The following is a 19182-nucleotide window of genomic DNA, read 5'->3' on the forward strand; positions in this document are numbered from 1 at the left end:
CGTTGGCGCGCGGCGCGGCGGCCGGCCGGCCCTCGGCGGGGCGGTTGGCGGAGGGGCCCGGCGGGGGGTTCTTATAGCGGTTGTCGGCCATGCGGAAAAGCAGCGGAAAAGCCAAATTTACGCACGGCGGGCCAGTGGGCCGCTACGAAATTGCGGGGCCCCTAGCTGCGCGGGTGGAACTCGGTGATGACCTGCCGCAGGTAGTCGCGGTCGAGGTGGGTGTAGATTTCGGTGGTCGTGATGCTGGCGTGGCCCAGCATTTCCTGCACCGCCCGCAGGTCGGCCCCGCCTTCGATAAGGTGGGTGGCGAAGGAGTGGCGCAGCGTGTGCGGGCTGATGGTTTTGCGCAGCCCCGCCTGCGCGGCCAGCTTCTTGAGCGTGGTGAAAACGGTGATGCGCGAGAGCGGCCGCCCGCGCTGGCTCAGAAACGCGTGGTCTTCGGCCCCGGGCTTGATGTCGAGGTGGCCGCGCACGCCGCGCAGGTAGAAGTTGAGGTGCTTGAGGGCCTCGCGCCCCACGGGCACCAGCCGCTCCTTGTTGCCCTTGCCCAGCACCTTCATAAAGCCCTGCTCGGCGGCAATGTTCGAGAGCTTCAGCTCGCACAACTCGCTCACGCGCAGGCCTGAGGAGTACAGCACCTCTAGCACCGCGCGAGCCCGCAGGCCTTCGTCGGTGCTCAGGTCGATGGCCGCGAGCAGGGTTTCGATTTCGGGGTAGCTGAGGGCATCGGGCAGGTGGCGGCCGGTTTTGGGGGCCTCCAGCGTGTCGGTGGGGTCAAGCTTGATGAGGTCCTCCATGATCATGAAGCTGAAGAACGCCTTCAGCCCCGAGAGGGTGCGCGCCTGCGAGGTGGCCCCCAGCCCGAGGTCGGTGAGGGTGTTGAGGAAGTCGCGCAGCAGCCGCGTCGTCACCTGCTCGGGGCGGGCGGGCACCCCCTCCCCTATTAGGAACTGGTGCAGCTTGGTGGCGTCGCGCACGTAGGCCTCCACCGAGTTGGGCGAGAGGGATTTTTCGAGCTGCAGGTAGCCCTGGAATTGCCGGAGGGCCTGGGGCCAGGTCATATCAATTAACAGGTATCATTTAACATTTAACACGCGGATGGCTCCTCGGGGCCCTGCCAAGCGCCCCGAGGCCTTTGTGCTTTGCCCACGTACTTTGAGGCCGCAAGCTACACCGGAGCCCCACGGCAACCGGCAGCAGCCGGCCGGCCTGGCGGGCCCCGGGGTGCCTAGCGGGCCCCCAGGAGCCATCCGCGTGTTAAATGTTAAATGATACCTGTTAAATGTAAAGCATGGACCTTCTCATCATCAACGGCCCCAACCTCAACCTGCTGGGCCGCCGCGAGCCTGGCATCTACGGCAGCCGCTCGTTCGACGACTTTTTCCCCGAGCTGGTGGACGCCTTCCCCGACCACACGCTGACGTACTTCCAGAGCAACCACGAGGGGGCCCTGCTCGACAAGCTGCACGAGGTCGGCTTCACGCACCACGGCATTATCTTGAACGCCGGCGGCTTCACCCACACCAGCGTGGCCCTGGGCGACGCCGTGGCCGGCATTGCCACGCCCGTGGTGGAAGTGCACCTGAGCAACATCGCCGCCCGCGAGGAATTCCGCCACAAAAGCCTCATTGCCAAGCACTGCGCGGGCAGCATCGCCGGCTTCGGGCTCGAAAGCTACCGGCTGGCCGTGCAGTGGTTTGCCAGCCAGCGGCCCAAGCGCGTGGGCTTCGGGCGGTAGGGCCCCGGGCAACATCTCGAAAAAAATCGGGTTAAATCAGGGCCCCGCGCCCGACCTTTGCGGGGCATCAGGCGCTGGGCGGCGCGCCTGATGCCATTCCTTCCCCCGACTTTACTTGACTTTCCCGTGTCTCAGCCTTTCACCTTCAACGTTGGCCCCGCGGCCGTGTACCCCGCCGTTCGGCAATACCTGCAAGATGCCTACGACGAAGGCTGGCTCTCGGCCCCGCACCGCGGCGAGCGGTTCACGAGCCTGGTGCGCCAAGCCGTGGCCGACCTCAAGCTTAAGCTCAACATTCCGCAGGACTACACGGTGATTTTCACCGGCTCGGCCACCGAGTGCTGGGAAATCCTGGCCCAGGGCCTCACGCCGCGCCGCAGCTTCCACCTCTACAACGGCGAGTTCGGCAAGAAGTGGTTCGACTACGCCCGTGCCCTGCGGCCCGAAACGACCGGCGTGCAGTTCGACATCAACGAGGTGCCCGACATGGGGGCCCTGCCCTTCGTGGGCGAGGACACCGACCTGGTGTGCATCACCCAGAATGAAACCAGCACGGCCACCCAAATCCGCGAAACCCACATCCTCCAGCTCTTCAACCGCCTCGGCGGGGCCCTGCTGGCCGTGGACGCCACCAGCTCACTGGCCGGCCTGAACCTCAAGTTCATCAAAGCCGACGTGTGGTACGGCTCGGTGCAGAAGTGCTTCGGGCTGCCCGCCGGCCTGGGCGTGCTCATCCTCTCGCCCCGCGCCGTGGCCAAGGCCAAGGAGGTGAACGACCGCGCCCACTACAACGGCCTGCCCGCCGCCCTGAGCAACATGCTCAACCACCAAACCAACTACACCCCCAACGTGCTGGGCATCTACCTGCTCAGCCGCGTGATGGCCGACCGCGAGCCCATCAAGGCCGTGGCCCAGCACCTGGCCGACCGCGCCCAGAAGCTCTACGACTTCTTCGAGCAGGCCACGCCCTTGCAGCCACTCATCGCCAACCACGACGCCCGCTCTACCACCGTCATCGGCCTGCAGGGCGAGCCCGCTATTATCGAAGAAATCAAGCGCAAGGCCGCCGAAGCCGGCCTCACGCTGGGCAGCGGCTACGGGCCCCTGAAAAGTACCACCGTCCGCATCGCCAACTTCCCGGCCGTGTCCGATGCCGCAATGGAAGCCCTGGTGCAGTTTTTCGTGAAGGAATACGTGACGGTTTAGGGCCCCGGCAGTTTGTCATTCCGAGCTAGCGAGGAATCTGGGAGCCACTGGTGAGTACATCCTCAGATTCCTCGCTAGGCTCGGAATGACAACTTTTTAGCACATCCATGTTCAACCTCCAGCAAATCTTTTCCGTCACGCTCACGCTGTTCGCCATCATCGACATCATCGGCTCAGTGCCGATCATTATTCAGATTCGACAGCGCGAGGGCGAAATCAAGGCCGAGCTGGCCACCGTGGTGGCGGGCGGGCTGATGGTGGCGTTCTTGTTCCTGGGCCAGAGCATTTTGCATCTGTTTGGGGTTGATAACGAGAGCTTTGCCCTGGCCGGGGCCGTCATCATCTTCCTCATCGGCATGGAGATGATTCTCGGCATCGAGCTGTTCAAATCGGACATGACGGCCCACACGGGTTCCATCGTGCCACTGGCCTTCCCCATGATTGTGGGGGCCGGCACCATGACCACCCTGCTCTCGCTGCGCGCCGCCTACGCCCTGCCCAACATCCTGGCCGGCATCGCCCTGAACCTGGTGTTCGTGTACGGCGTGCTCAAAACCAGCCCCTGGATCGAGCGCCAGCTCGGCAAGGCCGGCGAAGACGTGCTGCGCCGCGTGTTCGGCGTCATCCTGCTGGCTATCGCCATCAAGCTCTTCAAGGCCAACTTTTAAACAAATGTAAAAATGTGACGGATATGAAAATGTGTTCGAATGTGTGGGGATAAAATCATTTTCATAGCTCCCCGCATCCAGTACCTTTTTCTTCATTCCCCGCATTTTTCACATCCGTCACATTTCTCACATCTGTTAACTTGATTACTCTTTTCACCGACGGCTCGGCCCGCGGCAACCCGGGGCCCGGCGGCTACGGCGCCATCCTGCGCTACGGCCCCCACGAAAAAGAGCTGGCCCAGGGCTACCGCCGCACCACCAACAACCGCATGGAGCTGCTGGCCGTCATCGTGGGCCTGGAGGCCGTGACGCGCCCCGACATCCCGGTGCTCGTCATCTCCGACTCAAAGTACGTGGTGGACGCCGTGGAGAAGCGCTGGGTGTTCGGCTGGGAGAAAAAGCCCGACTTCGGCAAAAAGGCCAACCCCGACTTGTGGCGCCGCTTCCTGGCCGTATACCGCCAGCGCAAGGTGTCGTTCAGGTGGATAAAAGGCCACGCCGGCCACGCCGAAAACGAGCGCTGCGACGTGCTGGCCGTGCAAAGCGCGTTGGGCAAAGGCCTGCTGGTGGACGAGGGTTTTGAACGGGCCCAGGCCTCAGCCTCACTGCTGTAGCCGCGGCGGCGCGGCGGCGCTGGCCGCAGTTTAGCGCGCAGTGCGTAACTGCTGGCCGACCAACGGGGCGAGTTTGTAACTCGCAAAACAGAACGGCCCGTTTGCGCAAATTGCCTGACCGCTGCGCGGCCGTGAGTTACAAACTCACCCCATTAGTTGGCCAGCAGTTACGCACTGCGCGCTAAACTGCGGCCAGCGCGTAATCGGCTCTCCATTAGCGCTACCCGTGCCCAACGACTACTTCCAGTTCCAGCAGTTCCGCATCGAGCAGGCGGCGTGCGCTATGAAGGTGAGTACCGATGCCTGCGTGCTCGGCGCGGCGGTGGACTTGGCCGGCGCCACCCGCCTGCTCGACGTGGGCACCGGCACCGGCCTGCTGGCCCTCATGGCCGCCCAGCGCCACCCCACAGTGGCCATCGAAGCGGTGGAAATTGACCCCGCCGCCGCCGCCCAGGCCGCCGCCAACGCCGCGGCCAGCCCTTGGGGGCCCCGCATCCGGGTGCACCCGCTCAGTTTGGCGGCCTACGCCGCCACGGGCCCCGCGCCCTTTAGCCACATCGTGTGCAACCCGCCGTTTTTTCAGGGGGCCCTGCGCTCGCCCAACGCGGCCCGCACCACCGCCCGCCACGCCGCGCCCGACACACTCACCTTCGCCGAAATCTCTCACTTCGCCGCCGACTTCCTGGCCCCCAGCGGCCACCTCACGGTGCTGCTGCCCGTGCCCGAAATGGCGCGTTTCGCAGCGGATGCGGCAATGGTAGGCTTGCAATCGGCCACGCGGCTGGCGCTGCGCCACCGGCCCGGTAGCCGCGTGCTGCGTCAAATCGTGGCCTTCGGGCGGGCCCCAAGGCCCCTGGTGGAGCAGGAGCTTACCATCCGCACCGCTGATGATGACGCGGTGTACTCGGCCGCGTTTCGGGCACTGCTGGCGGGGTTCTATTTGGCGTTGTAGAGACGTGGTGGGTCTGGGCTTCTCCACTTTAATGGGGCCCTTCTTCTTCGTGAAACGTGATGCCGTAATCGGTCGCCAGCTCGTTCAGGATGGGCTCGTATAGTTCAGGCACTACGGGGATGACGACGCCGCGCTGCGGCACCTCACCCCGGGCCAGCCGCCGCACGGCCATGCCCAGGGGCAGGCCCACGGTTTGGGCCATGGCGGTGTGGGTGGCGTCGGCGCCCGTCACCACCAGCGACGACGTGCGGCGGTGTGCCTGGCCAGCCCGCTCGTATTCGAACACGTGCTGCATCACCACCAGGTCGTGGTCATGGGGCCCCAGCTGCCACTTGTCGGCCAGCAGGCGTTCGAGCAGTTGGGCGGGCGTGGCGTCGGCGTGGCCCACCGGGTGCTGGTCGGAAAACAGGCCTAGCCAGTTCAGGCGGCCCATTTCTTCGCCCTCAGGGGCCAGGCCCAAGTAATTAGCCACGCGCAGCGCCAGTGGCCAGCCGGGCACTTTAGCCACCGGCAAAAAGGCATCGACCAATGCGGCCCAGCTCATAGTTTCGGCGTTGCCGAGGTGGGTGCTGTCGTCGGTGAGGCCCAGGCTGACCAAGGCCTGCCAGGCGGCGCAGTAGCCCGGGCGGCGCAGGGTGCCGCGCAGCACCGTGGGCACGTCGGCCAGGCCGTAGGGGCCCCGGTAGCCCAGCGAGTCGCGGTTGGCGTAGCCCTCGAAGTCGCCGTGGCCGGGCACCGCCACCGGCTCGGCCCGCGCAAACAGGTGCTGGTACGGGATGAAGCGCAGGTGGCCGCGGTCGAGGTAGCGGGCGGGGCCGCCCTGACCGGCCAGCACCACATTGCGCGGGTTCCAGGTGAACTTGTATTTCCAGGGATTATCGGCCTCAGCGGCCGGGGCCAGCAGGCCCCCGCAGTACGATTTGAAGGCCGTGACCCGCCCGCCCCGCCCCCGGATATCAGCCAGGGCCCGCACGGCCGACATGTGGTCGAGGCCGGGGTCGAGCCCGCATTCCATCAGCAACACCAGCCCGGCGGCTTCGGCTTCGGCGTGCAGAGCCTGGATTTCAGGGCCCACGTAGCTGGCCGTGGCCAGGTGGCGGCCGTGGCGCAGGCAGGCCCGGGCCACGGCCGGGTGCAGCGCGGCCGGCAGCATGGAAATTACCACGTCGCCTCGGCCACGCGGGCATCCAGGGCCCCGGCGTCGGCCGCGTCGAAGGGCACGGCGCGGGCGTATTGCGAGTGGGCGGCCAGCACGGGGACCAGGTGGGCGGGGTTGGCGTCGGCCACGGTCAGGAACCAGCCCTCGGTGGGGGCGTGGCGCAGCAGGTACTCGATGAGCGAGGCGGCGGAACGGCCGGCCCCGAGCAACAGCAAGCGGGTTGTCGTCATGCGGGCAAATGTACACGGCCCCGGCGGCCAACCGCGGCGTAACGCCTACCTTCGTCGCCCCATTTTAATTTCCACATGGCCCGCACTTCCTGCCAGCTCGCCCTGGCCTACGACGAACTCGACGCTCCCGCCGACCTCTCCCCCACCGAGCTTGTGGTGTGGAATGCCGCCCGCGCCGCCACCGCTCACGCCTACGCGCCGTACTCGCGCTTCTGCGTGGGGGCCGCTTTGCTGCTGGCCGACGGCACCCTTTTCCAAGGCACCAACCAAGAAAACGCCGCCTACCCCTCGGGCCTCTGCGCCGAGCGCACCGCGTTGTTTGGGCTGGCCGCGGCTCAGCCGGGCCACGCGCCCATCGGTGGCCATGGCTGTGGCGGCCCGGCCCGCCACCGGCGATTTTGGCCCCGCCATGCCCTGCGGGCTGCCGCCAGGTAATGATTGAGTACGAAGCGCGGCAGGGCCAGCCCATCCCGCTGCTGCTGCCCAGCCGCCGCGGCAGCATCCTGCGCTTTGCCGCCCTCGCCGATTTGATGCCGTTCACCTTTCTGGCCGACGATCTGCCCAGCGCGTAGGGCCCCCAAGCGAGCTGTTCGTTGCCAGTAGCCAGTTATTGCCTAGCTCACTGACTGGCAACTACACTTCCCTGTTTATGTCCACTGAGCACCACTTGGTTGTGCCGCGCACGGCCCGCTACCACCAACTGGGCGCGCCGTCTGCTGCCACGCGGCGGGTGTGGTTCGTGTGCCACGGCTATGGGCAGCTGGCGGCGTATTTCATCCGGCACTTTGCTGCCCTGGCAGCGGCCGATCCAGGCTTAGTGGTGGTGGCCCCCGAGGGCCTGTCACGCTTCTACCTGCACGGCCACCAGGGCCGCGTGGGGGCCAGCTGGATGACCCGCGACGACCGCCAGCACGAAATCAACGACCAAATCGGGTTCCTGAACCAGCTGGCCGGCCACGTGCTGGGCCGCTGCCCGGCCGGGGTGCCGGTCACGGTGCTGGGCTTCTCGCAGGGAACGGCCACTGCGGGCCGCTGGCTGGTACGAGCGCCGTTTCGGCCGGCGCATTTGGTGCTGTGGGCCGGCACATTCCCGCCCGACACCGACCCAGCCGCGACCGGGCAATTGGTCAGCGGCTTGCCCATTACCCTCGTGGTGGGCGACCACGACGAATACCTAACGCCGGCCGCAGTTGCGCAGCAGCAAGCGCAATTGCAGCAGCTGGGGGCCCTGCTGACGGTCCACACCTTCGCCGGCGGGCACGCCCTGAATCAAGAAATTATCGCCCAACTGGGCTACGCCGAAACCAGTTAGCTTGGCTGCCGGAATATGGTTGCCGCCGCGCCTTGGGCCGCGGGCAGCAGCAGCACATCGGCCACGTTAACGTGGGCCGGGCGCGTTGCCATGAACGTCACCACGTCGGCCACGTCTTCGGCACGCAGCGGCTCGAAACCGTCGTACACCTTAGCCGCGCGTTCAGCATCGCCCTTGAAGCGCACTTCCGAAAATTCCGTTTCCACCGCGCCGGGGGCCACTTCTGCCACCCGGATGCCGAAGGGCAGCAGGTCGAGCCGCATGGTTTTGGTGAGCATGCTCACCGCCGCTTTGCTGGCGCAGTACACGTTGCCGTTAGCGTAGGCCTCGCGCCCCGCAATGGAGCTGATGTTGATGATGAAGCCGGTTTTGCGGGCCGTCAGGCCGGGCAGCACGGCGTGGGTCACATTCAGCAAGCCCCGTACGTTGGCGTCGAGCATAAAATCCCAGTCGTTCGGGTCGCCATCCTGAATGGGGTTGAGGCCGTGGGCCCCCCCCGCGTTGTTCACCAGCACATCGATGGCCGCAAACTCAAGCGGCAGGCCAATCACGGCGGCCGTGGTAGCATCACGGTCGCGCACGTCGAACGTTAGGATGTGCACCGGCGTGGGGGCTACCTCCGCCGCCAGCTCGTCGAGGCGCTCGCGCCGCCGGCCCGCCACCACCAATTGAAAACCGGCTCGGGCCAGGGCCACCGCCGTGGCGCGCCCAATACCGGACGAGGCCCCCGTTACAAATGCCGTTTTTATCACGTAGTTATTGGTAGTAAGCCGCTTACGCGCCGCTTTAGTTTTGAATATTCAGGTACAGGGTCACCGTGTTTGTGCGCACGCTCTGCAAGCTTCGGCTGTACAGATCGGGGCGGTCGACGAGTAGGTTGCGCAGGCCGTGGGAAAACCGCAGTTCTGGCGCAAACTTGAACAGCGGGTAGAACAGATCCAGTCCTACTCCATATTCCAGGGTCAAATCGTTATCGTTCACCTGTACCTTGTTGCGAAGCAAATCGCTGCGGCGCGTGGTCACGCTCACACTTGGCTTCACGCCGGCAATCATGTACATCCGAGTGTTGCCCCGGCGCTTCGATTGGTACTTGAGCAGCAGCGGAAAGTCTACTACTGTCGAGCTAACTTCCTGGGTGAATACCGAGTCGGGAGGGGTCAGGTTGTGGGGCTTGAACTCAATCCGCCGGGTACGAAAATTTACGCCCGGCGCAAACCGCAGAATAAACGGTGAACTCGAATTACCCAATCGAGCATCCCCGATAATACCCACGCCAAAATCGGGGCTGATGATGGAATTGGCCGTCAGCGCTTGGCGCTGAATGTATGTGGCCGACTGTTCGATGAAGAACCGCGAGAAGCCCGGCGCAAAGTACAGCCCCGGGTGAAACCACCGGTCATCGTAATTTGACAAGTTAGCCACCGTGACGCCCTTCAGGTTGCCCCCACGGCTGCGGCTAGCCTTAGCAGGCCGGCGGCGCTGCTGCGCCTGGCCCGCAAATGGCAGCGCCATCAGCAGGGCCAAGGCCAGCAGTCGGTTCAGTTGTGGGCGGTATAAATGGAGCTGATGCCGAAGGTAAGGGGTTGCCATGCGGGGTTTTTAAAGCCGACCCGGGCCAAAATGGCCAGAAATTCGGAGCCGTCGGGAAAGGCCTGCACCGATTCGGGCAGGTACGTGTACGCGGCCCGGTCCTTGGAAATCAGTTTTCCAAATACGGGCAGCACCCGGCGAAAATAAAAATTATATGCTTGCTTGAGCGGAAAAGCCGTCGGCTTGCTGAACTCCAGAATCACGAGCTTGCCACCGGGGCGCAGTACCCGGCGCATTTCGGCCAGGCCCACTTCCAGGTGCGCGAAGTTGCGCACCCCAAACGAGGCCGTTACGGCGTCGAACAAGCCATCGGCAAAGGGCAGATTCTCGGAATCGCCCAGCTCTAGCTGAATGCGGTGGCCCAATTGCTTTGCAGCCAGCTTCCGGCGTCCCACATCCAGCATTCCTTCCGAAATATCCACACCTGTCACCTGGGCATTGGGAGCCGCGGCCCGCAGGGTTTCGATGGCAAAATCAGCCGTGCCGGTGGCGATGTCCAGAATACGGGCCGGGCGCAATTCCTTGAGCTTATCTACTGCTTTGCGGCGCCAATAAATGTCGATACCCGCGCTCAGGAAATGGTTGAGAAAGTCGTACTTGCCCGCGATGCTATCGAACATCGTGGCTACCTGCGACTTCTTGTCGGCAGAATCTTCTTTGTAGGGGACAACGGCCATGGGTGGTGCAAAGAACGGCGAAAAAGCGAGAAATTGTGTTGTTCCAACGGCCAGACCCGGGTTTTGTTTGGGGCCCACCCGGTCACGGGCCATAAAAAAAGCGGGCCAGGCAAAACGCCCGGCCCGCTTAAGGCAATGCTACCGGCTACTACTCCGGCTTGATCTTCACTTTGTCCTTGGCACCGCTGGCGTCCTTGGCTTTCGAGTCCACCTCGCCGTTTTTAGATACGGTCTTGGATTTCTCACCAGCGGGACCTTTGGTCTTCACTTTTACCTTGTCCGAATCCTCGTCAACCTTGGTCTTCACCTTGGTGCCGTCGGCCATCTTGGCCTTGCTCTTGCCGGGCAGCGGCAGCTGCGGGCCAGTGGGCGCTGCCATAGAGGCCCCCACCGGGGCACCAGCGGCCGGGGCAGCGGGAGGAGTCGTCATCGGCATGGTTTCGCCTTCCTTCAGCACCACGCGGAACTCATCGCGGCGGTTAAGCTGCATGTTCTCCGGCGAATCGTTCGGGGCAGCAGGGCGGCGTTCGCCGTAGCTTACCGTGGTCAGGCGGGTATCCGCCACCCCTTTGGTAACCAAGTACTTCTTGGCGGCGTCGGCGCGGTTCTGGCCGAGCACCATGTTGTACTCATCCGTATTGCGCGAGTCGCAATGGCCCTCCACCTGGATGTTCAGGCCGGGGGCTGCTACCAGTTTCTGGGCAATGTCGTTCAGCACCACAATCGACTCCGGCCGCAGCTTGTACTTATCGGTGTCGAAGTAGATTTTGCTGTACGGGTACATGCTGGACATCGACGTGTCGATGTAAGCGATGTAGAAGTTCTTGGTGATGGTAGTGGAGTCGTTGGTAGACACCGGAATGGCAAATTCCTGGGTTTCAACGTTCTTACCATCCTTGCTCACCGCCACCTGATAGGTACGGCCCGAGAGCATGGCCACTTGGTACGAGCCATCGGGCTTGCTCACGTCGCGGAAGCTCAGCGGCGTGTTATCCGCCTGCTTGCCGCTGAACACCAGTTCTACACCCGGAATAACCGTGGTGCTGTCCTTGGCGAACACCTTGCCTTTGACGGTGGCGTTCTTGATGTAGTTGATAGTGTAGATGTCCTTTTCGCCGTAGCCACCGATGCGGTAGCTGCTTAGGTAGGCATAAGAACCATCGGGGCTCAGGCGGTAGTAGCTGTCGTCGTCGGGGGTATTGATGGGGTAGCCCATATTCTCGGGGGCCCCCCATTTGTGCCCGATGCTGTCGAAGGCGCTCTTAAAGATGTCGTAGCCGCCCATCGTGTTATGGCCGCGCGACGAGAAGTACAGCGTTTTGCCGTCTTTGCTCACGTACGGGCTGTCGTCGTCGTACTTGGTGTTGATGGCGCCGCCCATCGACTTTGCGGGGCCCCAATCACCATCCGCGGCGCGCGTGGAGTAGTACAAGTCCAGCGTACCATCCTCCGAGTACTTGCCGGTTGAGAAGTACAACGTTTTGCCGTCGGGCGTGATGTACGCATCCGACTCGTAAGCCTTCGAGTTGATGTTGCTGTTCAGCTTATTAGGAGCCGTCCACTCACCGTTTACCTTATCCGAGCTGAAGATGTCGCCGTTCTCATCGTCGCGGTACATCAGCAGCTTCGAGTCGTTGTCGTAGAGCTGCGTCGAAGCGTCATGGCCTTTGGTCACGAGGGCTTGGCCCAGCGAGCGGGGCTTCTCCCAGTTCTCGTCGTCGATGCGGCGCGATTCGTAAATCTCTTCGAAATATTCGCCGTCAGCCGCTAGCTTTTTCTTGTTGGTAGCCGCACCCGTGTACTGGCCCCGCGAGGTGAAAAGCAGCGATTTATCATCCGACGAAATTACCGGGCTGTGCTCGGCATACTGCGTGTTAATGCTGGGGCCCAGGTTCTTCACGAAGATGTCCTTGGGCGAGTTGAAAATCACCTTGGCGTTCTTCGAGTGCTGAATCAATTGGGCTACTTCCTGCCGGCGCACCTCGTTGCTCTTTTTCGCTTTGAGCGTGGCGTTGTACGCCTGGTAGTGGGCAATGGCCTCGTCGAAGTTGTAGTTCAGGTGGTCGACGCGGCCGAGCCAGTACTCTACATCCTTCGAAACCTTGGGCTTTAGGCGCTGGGCTTTGTAGATATAATCGCTAGCTTTTTCCTTATCGAAGCTCAGATAGGCAATACCGGCATTGAACAGGGCCTTGGTGTTGTTGGGGTCCTTGGCCAGCACCTGCTCATAGTAAGGGATCGAAGCCCGGTAGTTTTCCTGCTCAAAAAACTTGTTACCGGTTTTTAGCAGTTTACCCGTGCTTTGGGCCATGCCGGGCTGGATGGCAGCGGCGCTCAGGGCTACGGCGCAGGAAGCCTGCAATAACCGTTTGGATAAGTTATCCATTGTAAAAGAAAGAGTTAGAAAAAGAGTTTCGAAGGTAAGCGAAGTATCGGCGTGACAAAAATCAGCGAAAAATAGAATATTATAACGTTTGGTTCCGCGTTATACTGAAATCAAAGCGCAGGGTTTGGTACAGAATCACGGAAAAGTTTAAAATCTAAGCTATTTTTTTTCAGCGCGCTCAAGGGCCAAAGGTAGCGCCAGGGGCCCCGGGCAGTGGCAAAGGAGTGGCGCAAGGCTAGCCTGTAAAATTTAGTCGCGGGCCAGAATACAACAAGCAACCGCACAAATATAGACAGATGCAATAGATTACGCGCTTGCCCGATCCCTTATTTCGTGGCGTTTGGAAAGCTGGCGGGTGTATTTTTGCGGCGCCCCCCCCCGTTTGGGTAGGCGCTTTTCCTGCTTGCCTATGATTATTCGTGACGCCCGGTTTTTGACGAGCAACACCCGCGTGGACCTGTGCCCTCCCCCCGACCGGCCGGAATACGCCTTCATCGGGCGCTCCAACGTGGGCAAGTCGTCGCTCATCAACGCCCTGACCAGCCGGGCGAGCCTGGCCAAAACGTCGGCCTCACCCGGCAAAACCCAGCTCATCAACCACTTCCTCATCAACGAGCAGTGGTACTTGGTCGACTTGCCCGGCTACGGCTACGCCAAGGTGAGCAAAACCGCCCGCGCCGAGTGGCACAAGATGATCAACGCCTACTTGCAGCGCCGCGAAAACCTGGCCTGCGTGTGCGTGCTCATCGATTCGCGCCTGCCGCCGCAGGCCAGCGACCTGGAATTCATGGAGAAACTGGGTGAGATGGGGGTGCCGTTTGTGATGGTATTCACCAAGATTGACAAGCAATCGGCCTCCCAAACGCGCACGCTCATCGCCACTTACCTGGTTAAGATGAACGAAACCTGGGACGAGCTGCCGCGGCACTTCCTTACCTCGGCCAGTACCAAGGCGGGGCGCGACGAGTTGCTGGGCTTCATCGACGAAGTGAACCAGCAGCTGGCCGCCGCCGCGCCCGGTGCGTAGTTTTGGCCCCGCTTTTGCCCAGGGGCCCTGCTGGCGCTAAGTGGGGCCCCCGACCAACAACTTTATCTCATTCCGCTACTTAAACTTATTCTGTTATGTTGAAACCCTTGCTTTCGCTACTGGCCCTGGGCCTGCTGCTTACGGTGCCGGCGGTGGCCCAAACCACGCCGCCCAACACCCCACCGCCCGCCCGCCCGGCCCCCGAGGCCGGGGCTGGCACGGGCCGCGTGGGGGCCATTATTCCGGTGGCCGAGTACTACGAAGGCGGCCAAGAGGCCATGTACGCCTTCATTGCCCATGAGCTGAAGTACCCGCTGCTGGCCAAGCGCAACCGCATTCAGGGCCGCTGCATCGTGAGCTTCACGCTAAACCCCGACGGCACCATGTCGGGCGTAAAGCTGGTGAAGCAAGTGGGCGGCGGCACCGGCGACGAGGCCCTGCGCGTGGTGCGCCTGCTCAAGTTCAAGAAACCCGCCTACCCCATCCTCACCAGCCTGCCCATCGATTTCAAGCTCGGCGTGACGGGCTCGAACACTGCCGAATAAATTCAGCCGACGACGGGCAACGGATGATTAGCGAATATTAATAGCCCTTCGGGGCCCAATTATTTAATACTTGCTGGTTGCGCGCTGTTCATCGTTAGCCGTTCATTGTTAACTGTTCATTGAAAAAAGAATGCCTTACGAACTGAAAGAAATCGCCGCCATTAGCGGCATGCCGGGCCTGTACCGCTTGCTGAAAGCGGCCCACCATGGCGTGCTGGTGGAAAGCCTCGACGCCCGCGCTACCCGCAGCATGGCCCCGGCCCGCAACAAGGTGTCGCTGCTCGCGGAGATTTCGATTTACACCACCGATTACGACGTGAACGTGCCCCTGACCGACGTATTCGAGCAAATTCATGCCCGTTACGGCACCGATCTGCCCGTCAATAATAAGTCGAGCCAGGACGAGCTAACCGAGTTCATGGGCCAGGCCGTGCCCGACTACGACCGCGACCGGGTGTATTTCTCCGATATCAAGAAGCTGGCCAGCTGGTACGGCGTGGTGAGCCAGCACCTCCCCTACCAGCCCGCTGCCGAAGCCGCTGCCGAGCCCGCTGAAGGCGAGCCCCTGAGCACGGGCGGCGTAATTGACGCGCCCGAGCCCGCCGCCACGGCCGGGGCCCCCGCCAATCCGGAAGCCACCACCGCCGACGCTGCCAAGTAGCCGGCTCCGGGCCGCGCCAGTTGGCGGTGGCCGTTAATTTAAATCACCAAAAAGCCCTGCTGGAAATCCAGCAGGGCTTTTTGGTGGCGGCACGGTTCAGGCTACGCTGGGGCCCCGGCGTGTTGGGCAATGAGCCGTTCGGCCTCTTCCACCAGGTCTTTGCTGCCAATGAAAACGGGGCAGCGCTCGTGCAGCGCTTGGGGCTCGATTTCCATGGTGCGGCGGGTGCCGCTGGAGCTTTTGCCGCCGGCCTGCTCCACGATGAAGGCCAGCGGGTTGCACTCGTACATAAGGCGCAGCTTGCCGTTGGGGCTTTTGGTGGTGGCGGGGTAAAAATAGATGCCGCCCTTGAGCAGGTTGCGGTGAAAATCGGCCACCAGCGAGCCGATGTAGCGGGCCGAGAAGCCCTGCTCCTTGCACTGCTGCAAGTAGGCCCCCACGGCGGGCTCGAACGTGGCGGAGCTGCCCTCGTTCACGGAGTAAACGGTGCCGGTGGTGGGCGTTTGGATGTCGGGGTGCGAGAGGAAGAACTCGCCCAGCGAGGGCTCGTAGGTGAAGCCGTTCACGCCGTTGCCGGTGGTGTACACCATCATCGTGCTAGAACCGTAGATGACGTAGCCGGCGGCCACCTGGTGGGTGCCGGGCTGGAGGCAATCGGCGGCGGTGCCATCGCGGCCGGTGGGCGACATGCGCCGGTAGATGCTGAAAATGGTGCCGATGCTCACGTTCACATCGATGTTGCTGGAGCCGTCGAGCGGGTCGATGGCCACCACGTACTTGCCCTGTAGGTTGCCGGTCTGGATCATCTCTTCGTCCTCCTCCGAGATGATAGTGCACACCTCGCCGCCGTTGCGCAGGGCCCGGATGAAGCGGATGTTGGCCACTACGTCGAGCTTCTGCTGGTCCTCGCCCTGCACGTTTTGGTTGCCGTAGGCCCCGGCGATGTCGATGAGGCCCGAGCGGTTGATTTCGCGGTTCACGATTTTGGCGGCCAGCGCAATGTCGCGCAGCAGCTGCGAGAGCTCCCCGGTGGCGTAGGGGAAGTCCTCCTGCTTGCGCATGATGAAGCGGTCGAGGGTGGCGCCGACGGGCAGGGCCAGTTTGTTGTGGTCCATAAAATGTGGAAGAAGCTGAGAGGCAAGCGGTATGCGCAAAGCTAGGCTGCTTTTGCCCGCCTGCGCGCCCCCGGCCCTACTTTTGGGGCCCTATGGCAGCACATTCCCCCCTGGTTTACAAATTCGGCGGCGCCTCGGTGAAGGACGCGGCAGCTATTCTCAACCTTAAGCACATCGTGGAAACCACGGCCGCAGGCCGGCCGCTGCTCGTGGTGGTGTCGGCAATGGGCAAGACCACCAACGCGCTGGAGGAGCTTTTCGACCTTGCCCACCGCGGCCAGCCCTACGATGCGCCCCTGGGGGCCCTGCACGACTTCCACGCCGCCGCCGCTGAGGCACTGGCGGGCCCCGGGGCCGCCCCGGGGCCCTGGCAGCAAACGCTGCAAGACCTGCGCGAGCAGCTGGCCGACGTTAACCCCGACCACTACGACCGGCAGTACGACCAGCTGGTGAGCTACGGCGAGCTGCTGGCCTCGCAGCTGGTGGCGCAGGCGCTGGGGGCCCAGTGGCTCGATTGCCGCCCGCTGGTGCGCACCGACCGCACCTGGCGCGAAGGCCGCGTGGACTGGCCCGCCACCGAGCGGCTGGTGCGGGCTGCCCTGCCGCCGCTACTGGCCCAGGGCCCCGTCGTTACCCAAGGCTTCGTGGGCGGCACGGCCGGAGGGCTGACGACCACGCTGGGCCGCGAGGGCTCCGATTATTCGGCTGCCATTTTTGCGTATTGCCTACATGCTGAGTCGGTTACGATTTGGAAGGACGTGGCCGGGCTGCTCAGTGCCGACCCCAAGATTTTCCCCGACGCGGTGCGCTACCCGGAAATCAGCTACCAGGAAACCATCGAAATGGCCTACTACGGGGCCAGCGTCATCCACCCCAAAACGCTGAAGCCGCTGGCCGAGCGCGGCATCCCGCTGCGGGTGCGCTCGTTTGTGGACCCTGGGGCCCCCGGCACGCTCATCCACGACTGCCAGCACCCGGCCCTGGCGCCGGCCTTCATCCGCAAAACGGGGCAGTGCCTGCTCTCGTTCGAGAGCAAGGATTTTGCCTTCATCTCGGAAGAAAACCTGGAAGTAATTTTTGGGGCCCTGGCGCAGGCGCGCCTCAAAATCAACCTGATGCAAAACTCGGCCATCAGCTTTTCGGTGTGCACCGACTTTTCGGAGCGCCGCGTGCAGCTGCTGCTGGGCCTGCTGGCCGGGCAGTTCCGGGTGCATTACAACGATGATTTGACGCTCTTCACCATCAAAAACTACGACGCGCCCAGCGTGGCCCGCCTCACGGAAGGCCGCGAGCTGCTGCTGGAACAGCGCACCCGCAGCACCTTCCAGTTTGTGTGCCGGTAAGGGGCCAAGCGGGTCGGCCGCCGCCCCGGGCTGCCGGCTTTTCACCGGCTGCCCGGTAACCGCTAGGGGCCCTGGGGCAACCTTTGGGGCCCTCGGCTGACCGTTCCACTCGGCGCAACGATTAGCGGGCAGCCGGCGAAAAGCCGGCAGCCCGCCCCTGGGCCCTCACTTTTACTTCTTCACCATGCCCGAATTTATCCTCGTCACGCCCCAGGCCCGGCCGGGCGTGGCGCTGCTCCAGCTCAACCGCCCGAAGGAGTTAAACGCTCTGAACTTGGCCCTAATGCACGAGCTCCGCGACGCGCTGGGGGCCCTGGACGCCGACGCGGCGGTGCGCGTGGTGGTCATTACGGGCAGCGCCCGGGCCTTTGCCGCGGGGGCCGACATCCGGGCCATGGCTGGCAAGAGCCCGGTGGACATGCTGCTGGCTGACCACGTAACGTTTTGGGACCAGCTGCGGCTGATGCGCAAGCCGCTGGTGGCCGCCGTGGCGGGCTTCGCGCTGGGCGGCGGCTGTGAGCTGGCCCTGGCCTGCGACCTGGTGGTGGCGGCCGAAACGGCGCAGTTTGGGCAGCCCGAAATCCGGCTGGGCACGCTGCCCGGCGGCGGCGGCACCCAGCGCCTGGCCCGCGCCGTGGGCAAGGCCAAGGCCATGGAGATGGTGCTCACCGGTGACTTTATTGCCGCCGCCGAGGCCCTGCGCCTGGGCCTGGTGAACCGCGTGGTACCCACCGGCCAGCACCTGGAGGAGGCCTTCCGGCTGGCGGCGCGCATTGCGGCCCAGCCGCCGGTGGCCGTGCGCCTAGCCAAGGAGGCCGTGAACCACGCCTTCGAGAGCCACTTGGCGGCGGGCTTGCAGTTTGAGCGGCGCAACTACTACCTCACCTTCGCCTCGGAGGACCAGCGCGAGGGCATGGCGGCCTTTTTGGAGAAGCGCCCGCCGGAATTTACGGGCCAGTAGAAAATGCGGGGGAATGTGATTGGATGTGAAGGTGTGGAAACACCGTAAATGGAAAGAATTGATCCGGCTTTCTGGCCCTACCTGTCCTAACATTCGTAACACGCATTTCATCATTATCGCCCCAACCCGCGTTGGCCGGTTCTTACATTTTCACATTCTCCTACATCTTCACATTCAATTAGATGGCAGTTCTCGTGGGCAAGCGCGCCCCTTCTTTTCGGGCCAAGGCCGTTATCGATGGCGAAATCGAAAACGACTTTTCGCTCGACCGTTACCTGGGCAAAATGCACGTGCTCTTTTACTTCTACCCAGCCGACTTTTCGCTGCTGTGCCCCACCGAAATCCTAGCGTTTCAAAACCTATTGCCCAAGTTTGAGGAGCGCAACGTGGCCGTGGTGGCGTGCAGCACCGACAGCCACCAGAGCCACGGCGCCTGGCTAAAGCAGCCCCGCGACCAGGGCGGCATCATGGGCGTGACCTACCCGCTGGTGGCCGACACCACCAAAACCATTGCGGCCAACTACGACATGCTGGCCGGCCATTACGACTACAACGAGCAGGGCGAGATGAGCTTCGTCGGCACGCCCACCAGCAACCGCGGCCTGTTTCTCATTGACCGTGACGGCATTGTGCGCCACCAAGTGGTGAACGACGGTCCCCTGGGCCGCAGCACCCAGGAAGCCCTGCGCATGGTGGACGCCCTCCAGCATTACGAGCAGCACGGGGCCCTGTGCCCCGCCGACTGGCGCACCGGCGAGGCCGACCTGAACCCCACCCGGTAGGGTTGCCAGTTTTTTTGACGCTGAAAAAGCGGACGGGGCCCGGCTTCGTCCGCTTTTCTTTTCGGCCGTAATTTCGCGGCCTTGACGCTGCTCTACGACTTCGCCCTTTTTTGCTACGCGCTGCTGCTGCGGCTGGCCGCGCCCTTCGTGCCCAAGGCGGCGGCCTGGGTGGCCGGGCGGCGCGGGCTGCTGCCGCGCATCGGCGCGGCGCTGGCG

At 63.3% G+C, this 19182-nt stretch carries 22 protein-coding genes; 14 read left to right on the plus strand and 8 right to left on the minus strand.

Annotation, left to right across the window (positions count from 1 at the left end):
- Positions 1-161: 161 nt before the first annotated feature.
- Positions 162-1061, minus strand: coding sequence for a site-specific tyrosine recombinase XerD (gene xerD, locus BEN49_RS24705; RefSeq protein WP_070747672.1), 900 nt, complete (start codon positions 1059-1061; stop codon positions 162-164).
- Between the two features lie 230 nt (positions 1062-1291).
- Between xerD and aroQ the strand changes: the two genes are divergently transcribed.
- The 5 genes from aroQ to BEN49_RS24730 all read left to right on the plus strand — a co-directional run bounded on the left by aroQ (position 1292) and on the right by BEN49_RS24730 (position 5178).
- Positions 1292-1738: a type II 3-dehydroquinate dehydratase gene (gene aroQ / locus BEN49_RS24710; protein WP_070747675.1), complete on the plus strand. Its 447-nt coding sequence runs from the start codon at positions 1292-1294 to the stop codon at positions 1736-1738.
- 126 nt (positions 1739-1864) lie between these two features.
- Positions 1865-2944: an aminotransferase class V-fold PLP-dependent enzyme gene (locus BEN49_RS24715; RefSeq protein ID WP_070747678.1), complete on the plus strand. Its 1080-nt coding sequence runs from the start codon at positions 1865-1867 to the stop codon at positions 2942-2944.
- 107 nt (positions 2945-3051) lie between these two features.
- Positions 3052-3612, plus strand: a complete 561-nt coding sequence (locus BEN49_RS24720) for a MarC family protein (protein ID WP_070747681.1) — start codon at positions 3052-3054, stop codon at positions 3610-3612.
- Positions 3613-3752: 140 nt separating this feature from the next.
- Positions 3753-4226: a ribonuclease HI gene (gene rnhA, locus BEN49_RS24725; RefSeq protein ID WP_070747684.1), complete on the plus strand. Its 474-nt coding sequence runs from the start codon at positions 3753-3755 to the stop codon at positions 4224-4226.
- Between the two features lie 226 nt (positions 4227-4452).
- The gene (locus tag BEN49_RS24730; protein WP_239692096.1) at positions 4453-5178 is read left to right on the plus strand and encodes a tRNA1(Val) (adenine(37)-N6)-methyltransferase; all 726 of its coding nucleotides are present in this window, start codon (positions 4453-4455) and stop codon (positions 5176-5178) included.
- 28 nt (positions 5179-5206) lie between these two features.
- Here the strand turns inward: BEN49_RS24730 and BEN49_RS24735 are convergent, their stop codons facing one another.
- Positions 5207-6343, minus strand: a complete 1137-nt coding sequence (locus BEN49_RS24735) for a saccharopine dehydrogenase C-terminal domain-containing protein (protein ID WP_239692097.1) — start codon at positions 6341-6343, stop codon at positions 5207-5209.
- Positions 6337-6567: a hypothetical protein gene (locus BEN49_RS29970; RefSeq protein ID WP_239692098.1), complete on the minus strand. Its 231-nt coding sequence runs from the start codon at positions 6565-6567 to the stop codon at positions 6337-6339. Before BEN49_RS29970 ends, BEN49_RS24735 begins: the two co-directional genes overlap by 7 nt.
- 75 nt (positions 6568-6642) lie before the next feature.
- Between BEN49_RS29970 and BEN49_RS24740 the strand changes: the two genes are divergently transcribed.
- The 3 genes from BEN49_RS24740 (at position 6643) to BEN49_RS24745 (ending at position 7879) form a co-directional block, all read left to right on the plus strand.
- Positions 6643-7002: a cytidine deaminase family protein gene (locus BEN49_RS24740; protein ID WP_239692099.1), complete on the plus strand. Its 360-nt coding sequence runs from the start codon at positions 6643-6645 to the stop codon at positions 7000-7002.
- The gene (locus BEN49_RS29975; protein ID WP_239692100.1) at positions 7002-7139 is read left to right on the plus strand and encodes a hypothetical protein; all 138 of its coding nucleotides are present in this window, start codon (positions 7002-7004) and stop codon (positions 7137-7139) included. The genes BEN49_RS24740 and BEN49_RS29975 overlap by 1 nt, the downstream gene beginning before the upstream one ends.
- 77 nt (positions 7140-7216) lie before the next feature.
- Positions 7217-7879, plus strand: coding sequence for an alpha/beta hydrolase (locus BEN49_RS24745; RefSeq protein ID WP_070747686.1), 663 nt, complete (start codon positions 7217-7219; stop codon positions 7877-7879).
- On the opposite strand, the gene BEN49_RS24750 is transcribed toward BEN49_RS24745, so the two are convergent.
- The 4 genes from BEN49_RS24750 to BEN49_RS24765 form a co-directional block, all read right to left on the minus strand.
- Positions 7876-8631 (minus strand): SDR family NAD(P)-dependent oxidoreductase, encoded by a 756-nt coding sequence (locus BEN49_RS24750; RefSeq protein WP_070747689.1) that lies wholly within the window; start codon positions 8629-8631, stop codon positions 7876-7878. The genes BEN49_RS24745 and BEN49_RS24750 overlap by 4 nt on opposite strands.
- A 34-nt stretch (positions 8632-8665) precedes the next feature.
- On the minus strand, positions 8666-9391 hold the full coding sequence (gene porT / locus BEN49_RS24755; RefSeq protein WP_158023082.1) for a type IX secretion/gliding motility protein PorT/SprT: 726 nt from the start codon (positions 9389-9391) through the stop codon (positions 8666-8668).
- Between the two features lie 26 nt (positions 9392-9417).
- On the minus strand, positions 9418-10146 hold the full coding sequence (gene ubiE, locus BEN49_RS24760; RefSeq protein WP_070747695.1) for a bifunctional demethylmenaquinone methyltransferase/2-methoxy-6-polyprenyl-1,4-benzoquinol methylase UbiE: 729 nt from the start codon (positions 10144-10146) through the stop codon (positions 9418-9420).
- A 148-nt stretch (positions 10147-10294) separates the two neighbouring features.
- Positions 10295-12532 carry an OmpA family protein gene (locus tag BEN49_RS24765; protein WP_083326465.1) on the minus strand — a complete coding sequence of 746 codons (2238 nt, stop codon included), beginning with the start codon at positions 12530-12532 and terminating at the stop codon, positions 10295-10297.
- 409 nt (positions 12533-12941) lie between these two features.
- Here BEN49_RS24765 and yihA point away from each other — a divergent pair, with 409 nt between their 5' ends.
- The 3 genes from yihA (at position 12942) to BEN49_RS24780 (ending at position 14765) form a co-directional block, all read left to right on the plus strand.
- Positions 12942-13559, plus strand: coding sequence for a ribosome biogenesis GTP-binding protein YihA/YsxC (gene yihA / locus BEN49_RS24770; protein WP_070747699.1), 618 nt, complete (start codon positions 12942-12944; stop codon positions 13557-13559).
- 95 nt (positions 13560-13654) lie between these two features.
- Positions 13655-14104: an energy transducer TonB gene (locus BEN49_RS24775; RefSeq protein WP_083326466.1), complete on the plus strand. Its 450-nt coding sequence runs from the start codon at positions 13655-13657 to the stop codon at positions 14102-14104.
- 130 nt (positions 14105-14234) lie between these two features.
- A complete protein-coding gene (locus tag BEN49_RS24780; RefSeq protein WP_070747702.1) occupies positions 14235-14765 on the plus strand; it encodes a DUF5606 family protein in 531 nt (176 codons plus the stop codon).
- A gap of 101 nt (positions 14766-14866) precedes the next feature.
- On the opposite strand, the gene fbp is transcribed toward BEN49_RS24780, so the two are convergent.
- A complete protein-coding gene (fbp, locus tag BEN49_RS24785; RefSeq protein WP_070747704.1) occupies positions 14867-15880 on the minus strand; it encodes a class 1 fructose-bisphosphatase in 1014 nt (337 codons plus the stop codon).
- A 92-nt stretch (positions 15881-15972) separates the two neighbouring features.
- Here fbp and BEN49_RS24790 point away from each other — a divergent pair, with 92 nt between their 5' ends.
- From BEN49_RS24790 to BEN49_RS24800, 3 genes are all read left to right on the plus strand, one after another.
- Positions 15973-17223 (plus strand): aspartate kinase, encoded by a 1251-nt coding sequence (locus BEN49_RS24790; RefSeq protein ID WP_070747707.1) that lies wholly within the window; start codon positions 15973-15975, stop codon positions 17221-17223.
- 184 nt (positions 17224-17407) lie between these two features.
- The gene (locus BEN49_RS24795; RefSeq protein ID WP_070747710.1) at positions 17408-18184 is read left to right on the plus strand and encodes an enoyl-CoA hydratase-related protein; all 777 of its coding nucleotides are present in this window, start codon (positions 17408-17410) and stop codon (positions 18182-18184) included.
- A gap of 182 nt (positions 18185-18366) precedes the next feature.
- A complete protein-coding gene (locus BEN49_RS24800) occupies positions 18367-18966 on the plus strand; it encodes a peroxiredoxin (protein ID WP_070747713.1) in 600 nt (199 codons plus the stop codon).
- Positions 18967-19182 lie beyond the last annotated feature (216 nt).

Source organism: Hymenobacter coccineus (assembly GCF_001816125.1).
GTDB classification, from domain to species: domain Bacteria; phylum Bacteroidota; class Bacteroidia; order Cytophagales; family Hymenobacteraceae; genus Hymenobacter; species Hymenobacter coccineus.

Excerpts from the sequence above, each read along its gene's own strand:
- BEN49_RS24740 (WP_239692099.1), top strand. The coding sequence starts at position 6,643 with ATGGCCCGCACTTCCTGCCAGCTCGCCCTGGCCTACGACGAACTCGAC.
- BEN49_RS24795 (WP_070747710.1), top strand. The coding sequence starts at position 17,408 with ATGCCCGAATTTATCCTCGTCACGCCCCAGGCCCGGCCGGGCGTGGCG.
- porT (WP_158023082.1), bottom strand. The coding sequence starts at position 9,391 with ATGGCGCTGCCATTTGCGGGCCAGGCGCAGCAGCGCCGCCGGCCTGCT.
- xerD (WP_070747672.1), bottom strand. The coding sequence starts at position 1,061 with ATGACCTGGCCCCAGGCCCTCCGGCAATTCCAGGGCTACCTGCAGCTC.
- yihA (WP_070747699.1), top strand. The coding sequence starts at position 12,942 with ATGATTATTCGTGACGCCCGGTTTTTGACGAGCAACACCCGCGTGGAC.
- BEN49_RS24745 (WP_070747686.1), top strand. The coding sequence starts at position 7,217 with ATGTCCACTGAGCACCACTTGGTTGTGCCGCGCACGGCCCGCTACCAC.
- aroQ (WP_070747675.1), top strand. The coding sequence starts at position 1,292 with ATGGACCTTCTCATCATCAACGGCCCCAACCTCAACCTGCTGGGCCGC.
- BEN49_RS24780 (WP_070747702.1), top strand. The coding sequence starts at position 14,235 with ATGCCTTACGAACTGAAAGAAATCGCCGCCATTAGCGGCATGCCGGGC.
- ubiE (WP_070747695.1), bottom strand. The coding sequence starts at position 10,146 with ATGGCCGTTGTCCCCTACAAAGAAGATTCTGCCGACAAGAAGTCGCAG.
- BEN49_RS24775 (WP_083326466.1), top strand. The coding sequence starts at position 13,655 with ATGTTGAAACCCTTGCTTTCGCTACTGGCCCTGGGCCTGCTGCTTACG.
- fbp (WP_070747704.1), bottom strand. The coding sequence starts at position 15,880 with ATGGACCACAACAAACTGGCCCTGCCCGTCGGCGCCACCCTCGACCGC.
- BEN49_RS29975 (WP_239692100.1), top strand. The coding sequence starts at position 7,002 with ATGATTGAGTACGAAGCGCGGCAGGGCCAGCCCATCCCGCTGCTGCTG.
- BEN49_RS24720 (WP_070747681.1), top strand. The coding sequence starts at position 3,052 with ATGTTCAACCTCCAGCAAATCTTTTCCGTCACGCTCACGCTGTTCGCC.
- BEN49_RS29970 (WP_239692098.1), bottom strand. The coding sequence starts at position 6,567 with ATGACGACAACCCGCTTGCTGTTGCTCGGGGCCGGCCGTTCCGCCGCC.
- BEN49_RS24765 (WP_083326465.1), bottom strand. The coding sequence starts at position 12,532 with ATGGATAACTTATCCAAACGGTTATTGCAGGCTTCCTGCGCCGTAGCC.
- BEN49_RS24800 (WP_070747713.1), top strand. The coding sequence starts at position 18,367 with ATGGCAGTTCTCGTGGGCAAGCGCGCCCCTTCTTTTCGGGCCAAGGCC.
- BEN49_RS24790 (WP_070747707.1), top strand. The coding sequence starts at position 15,973 with ATGGCAGCACATTCCCCCCTGGTTTACAAATTCGGCGGCGCCTCGGTG.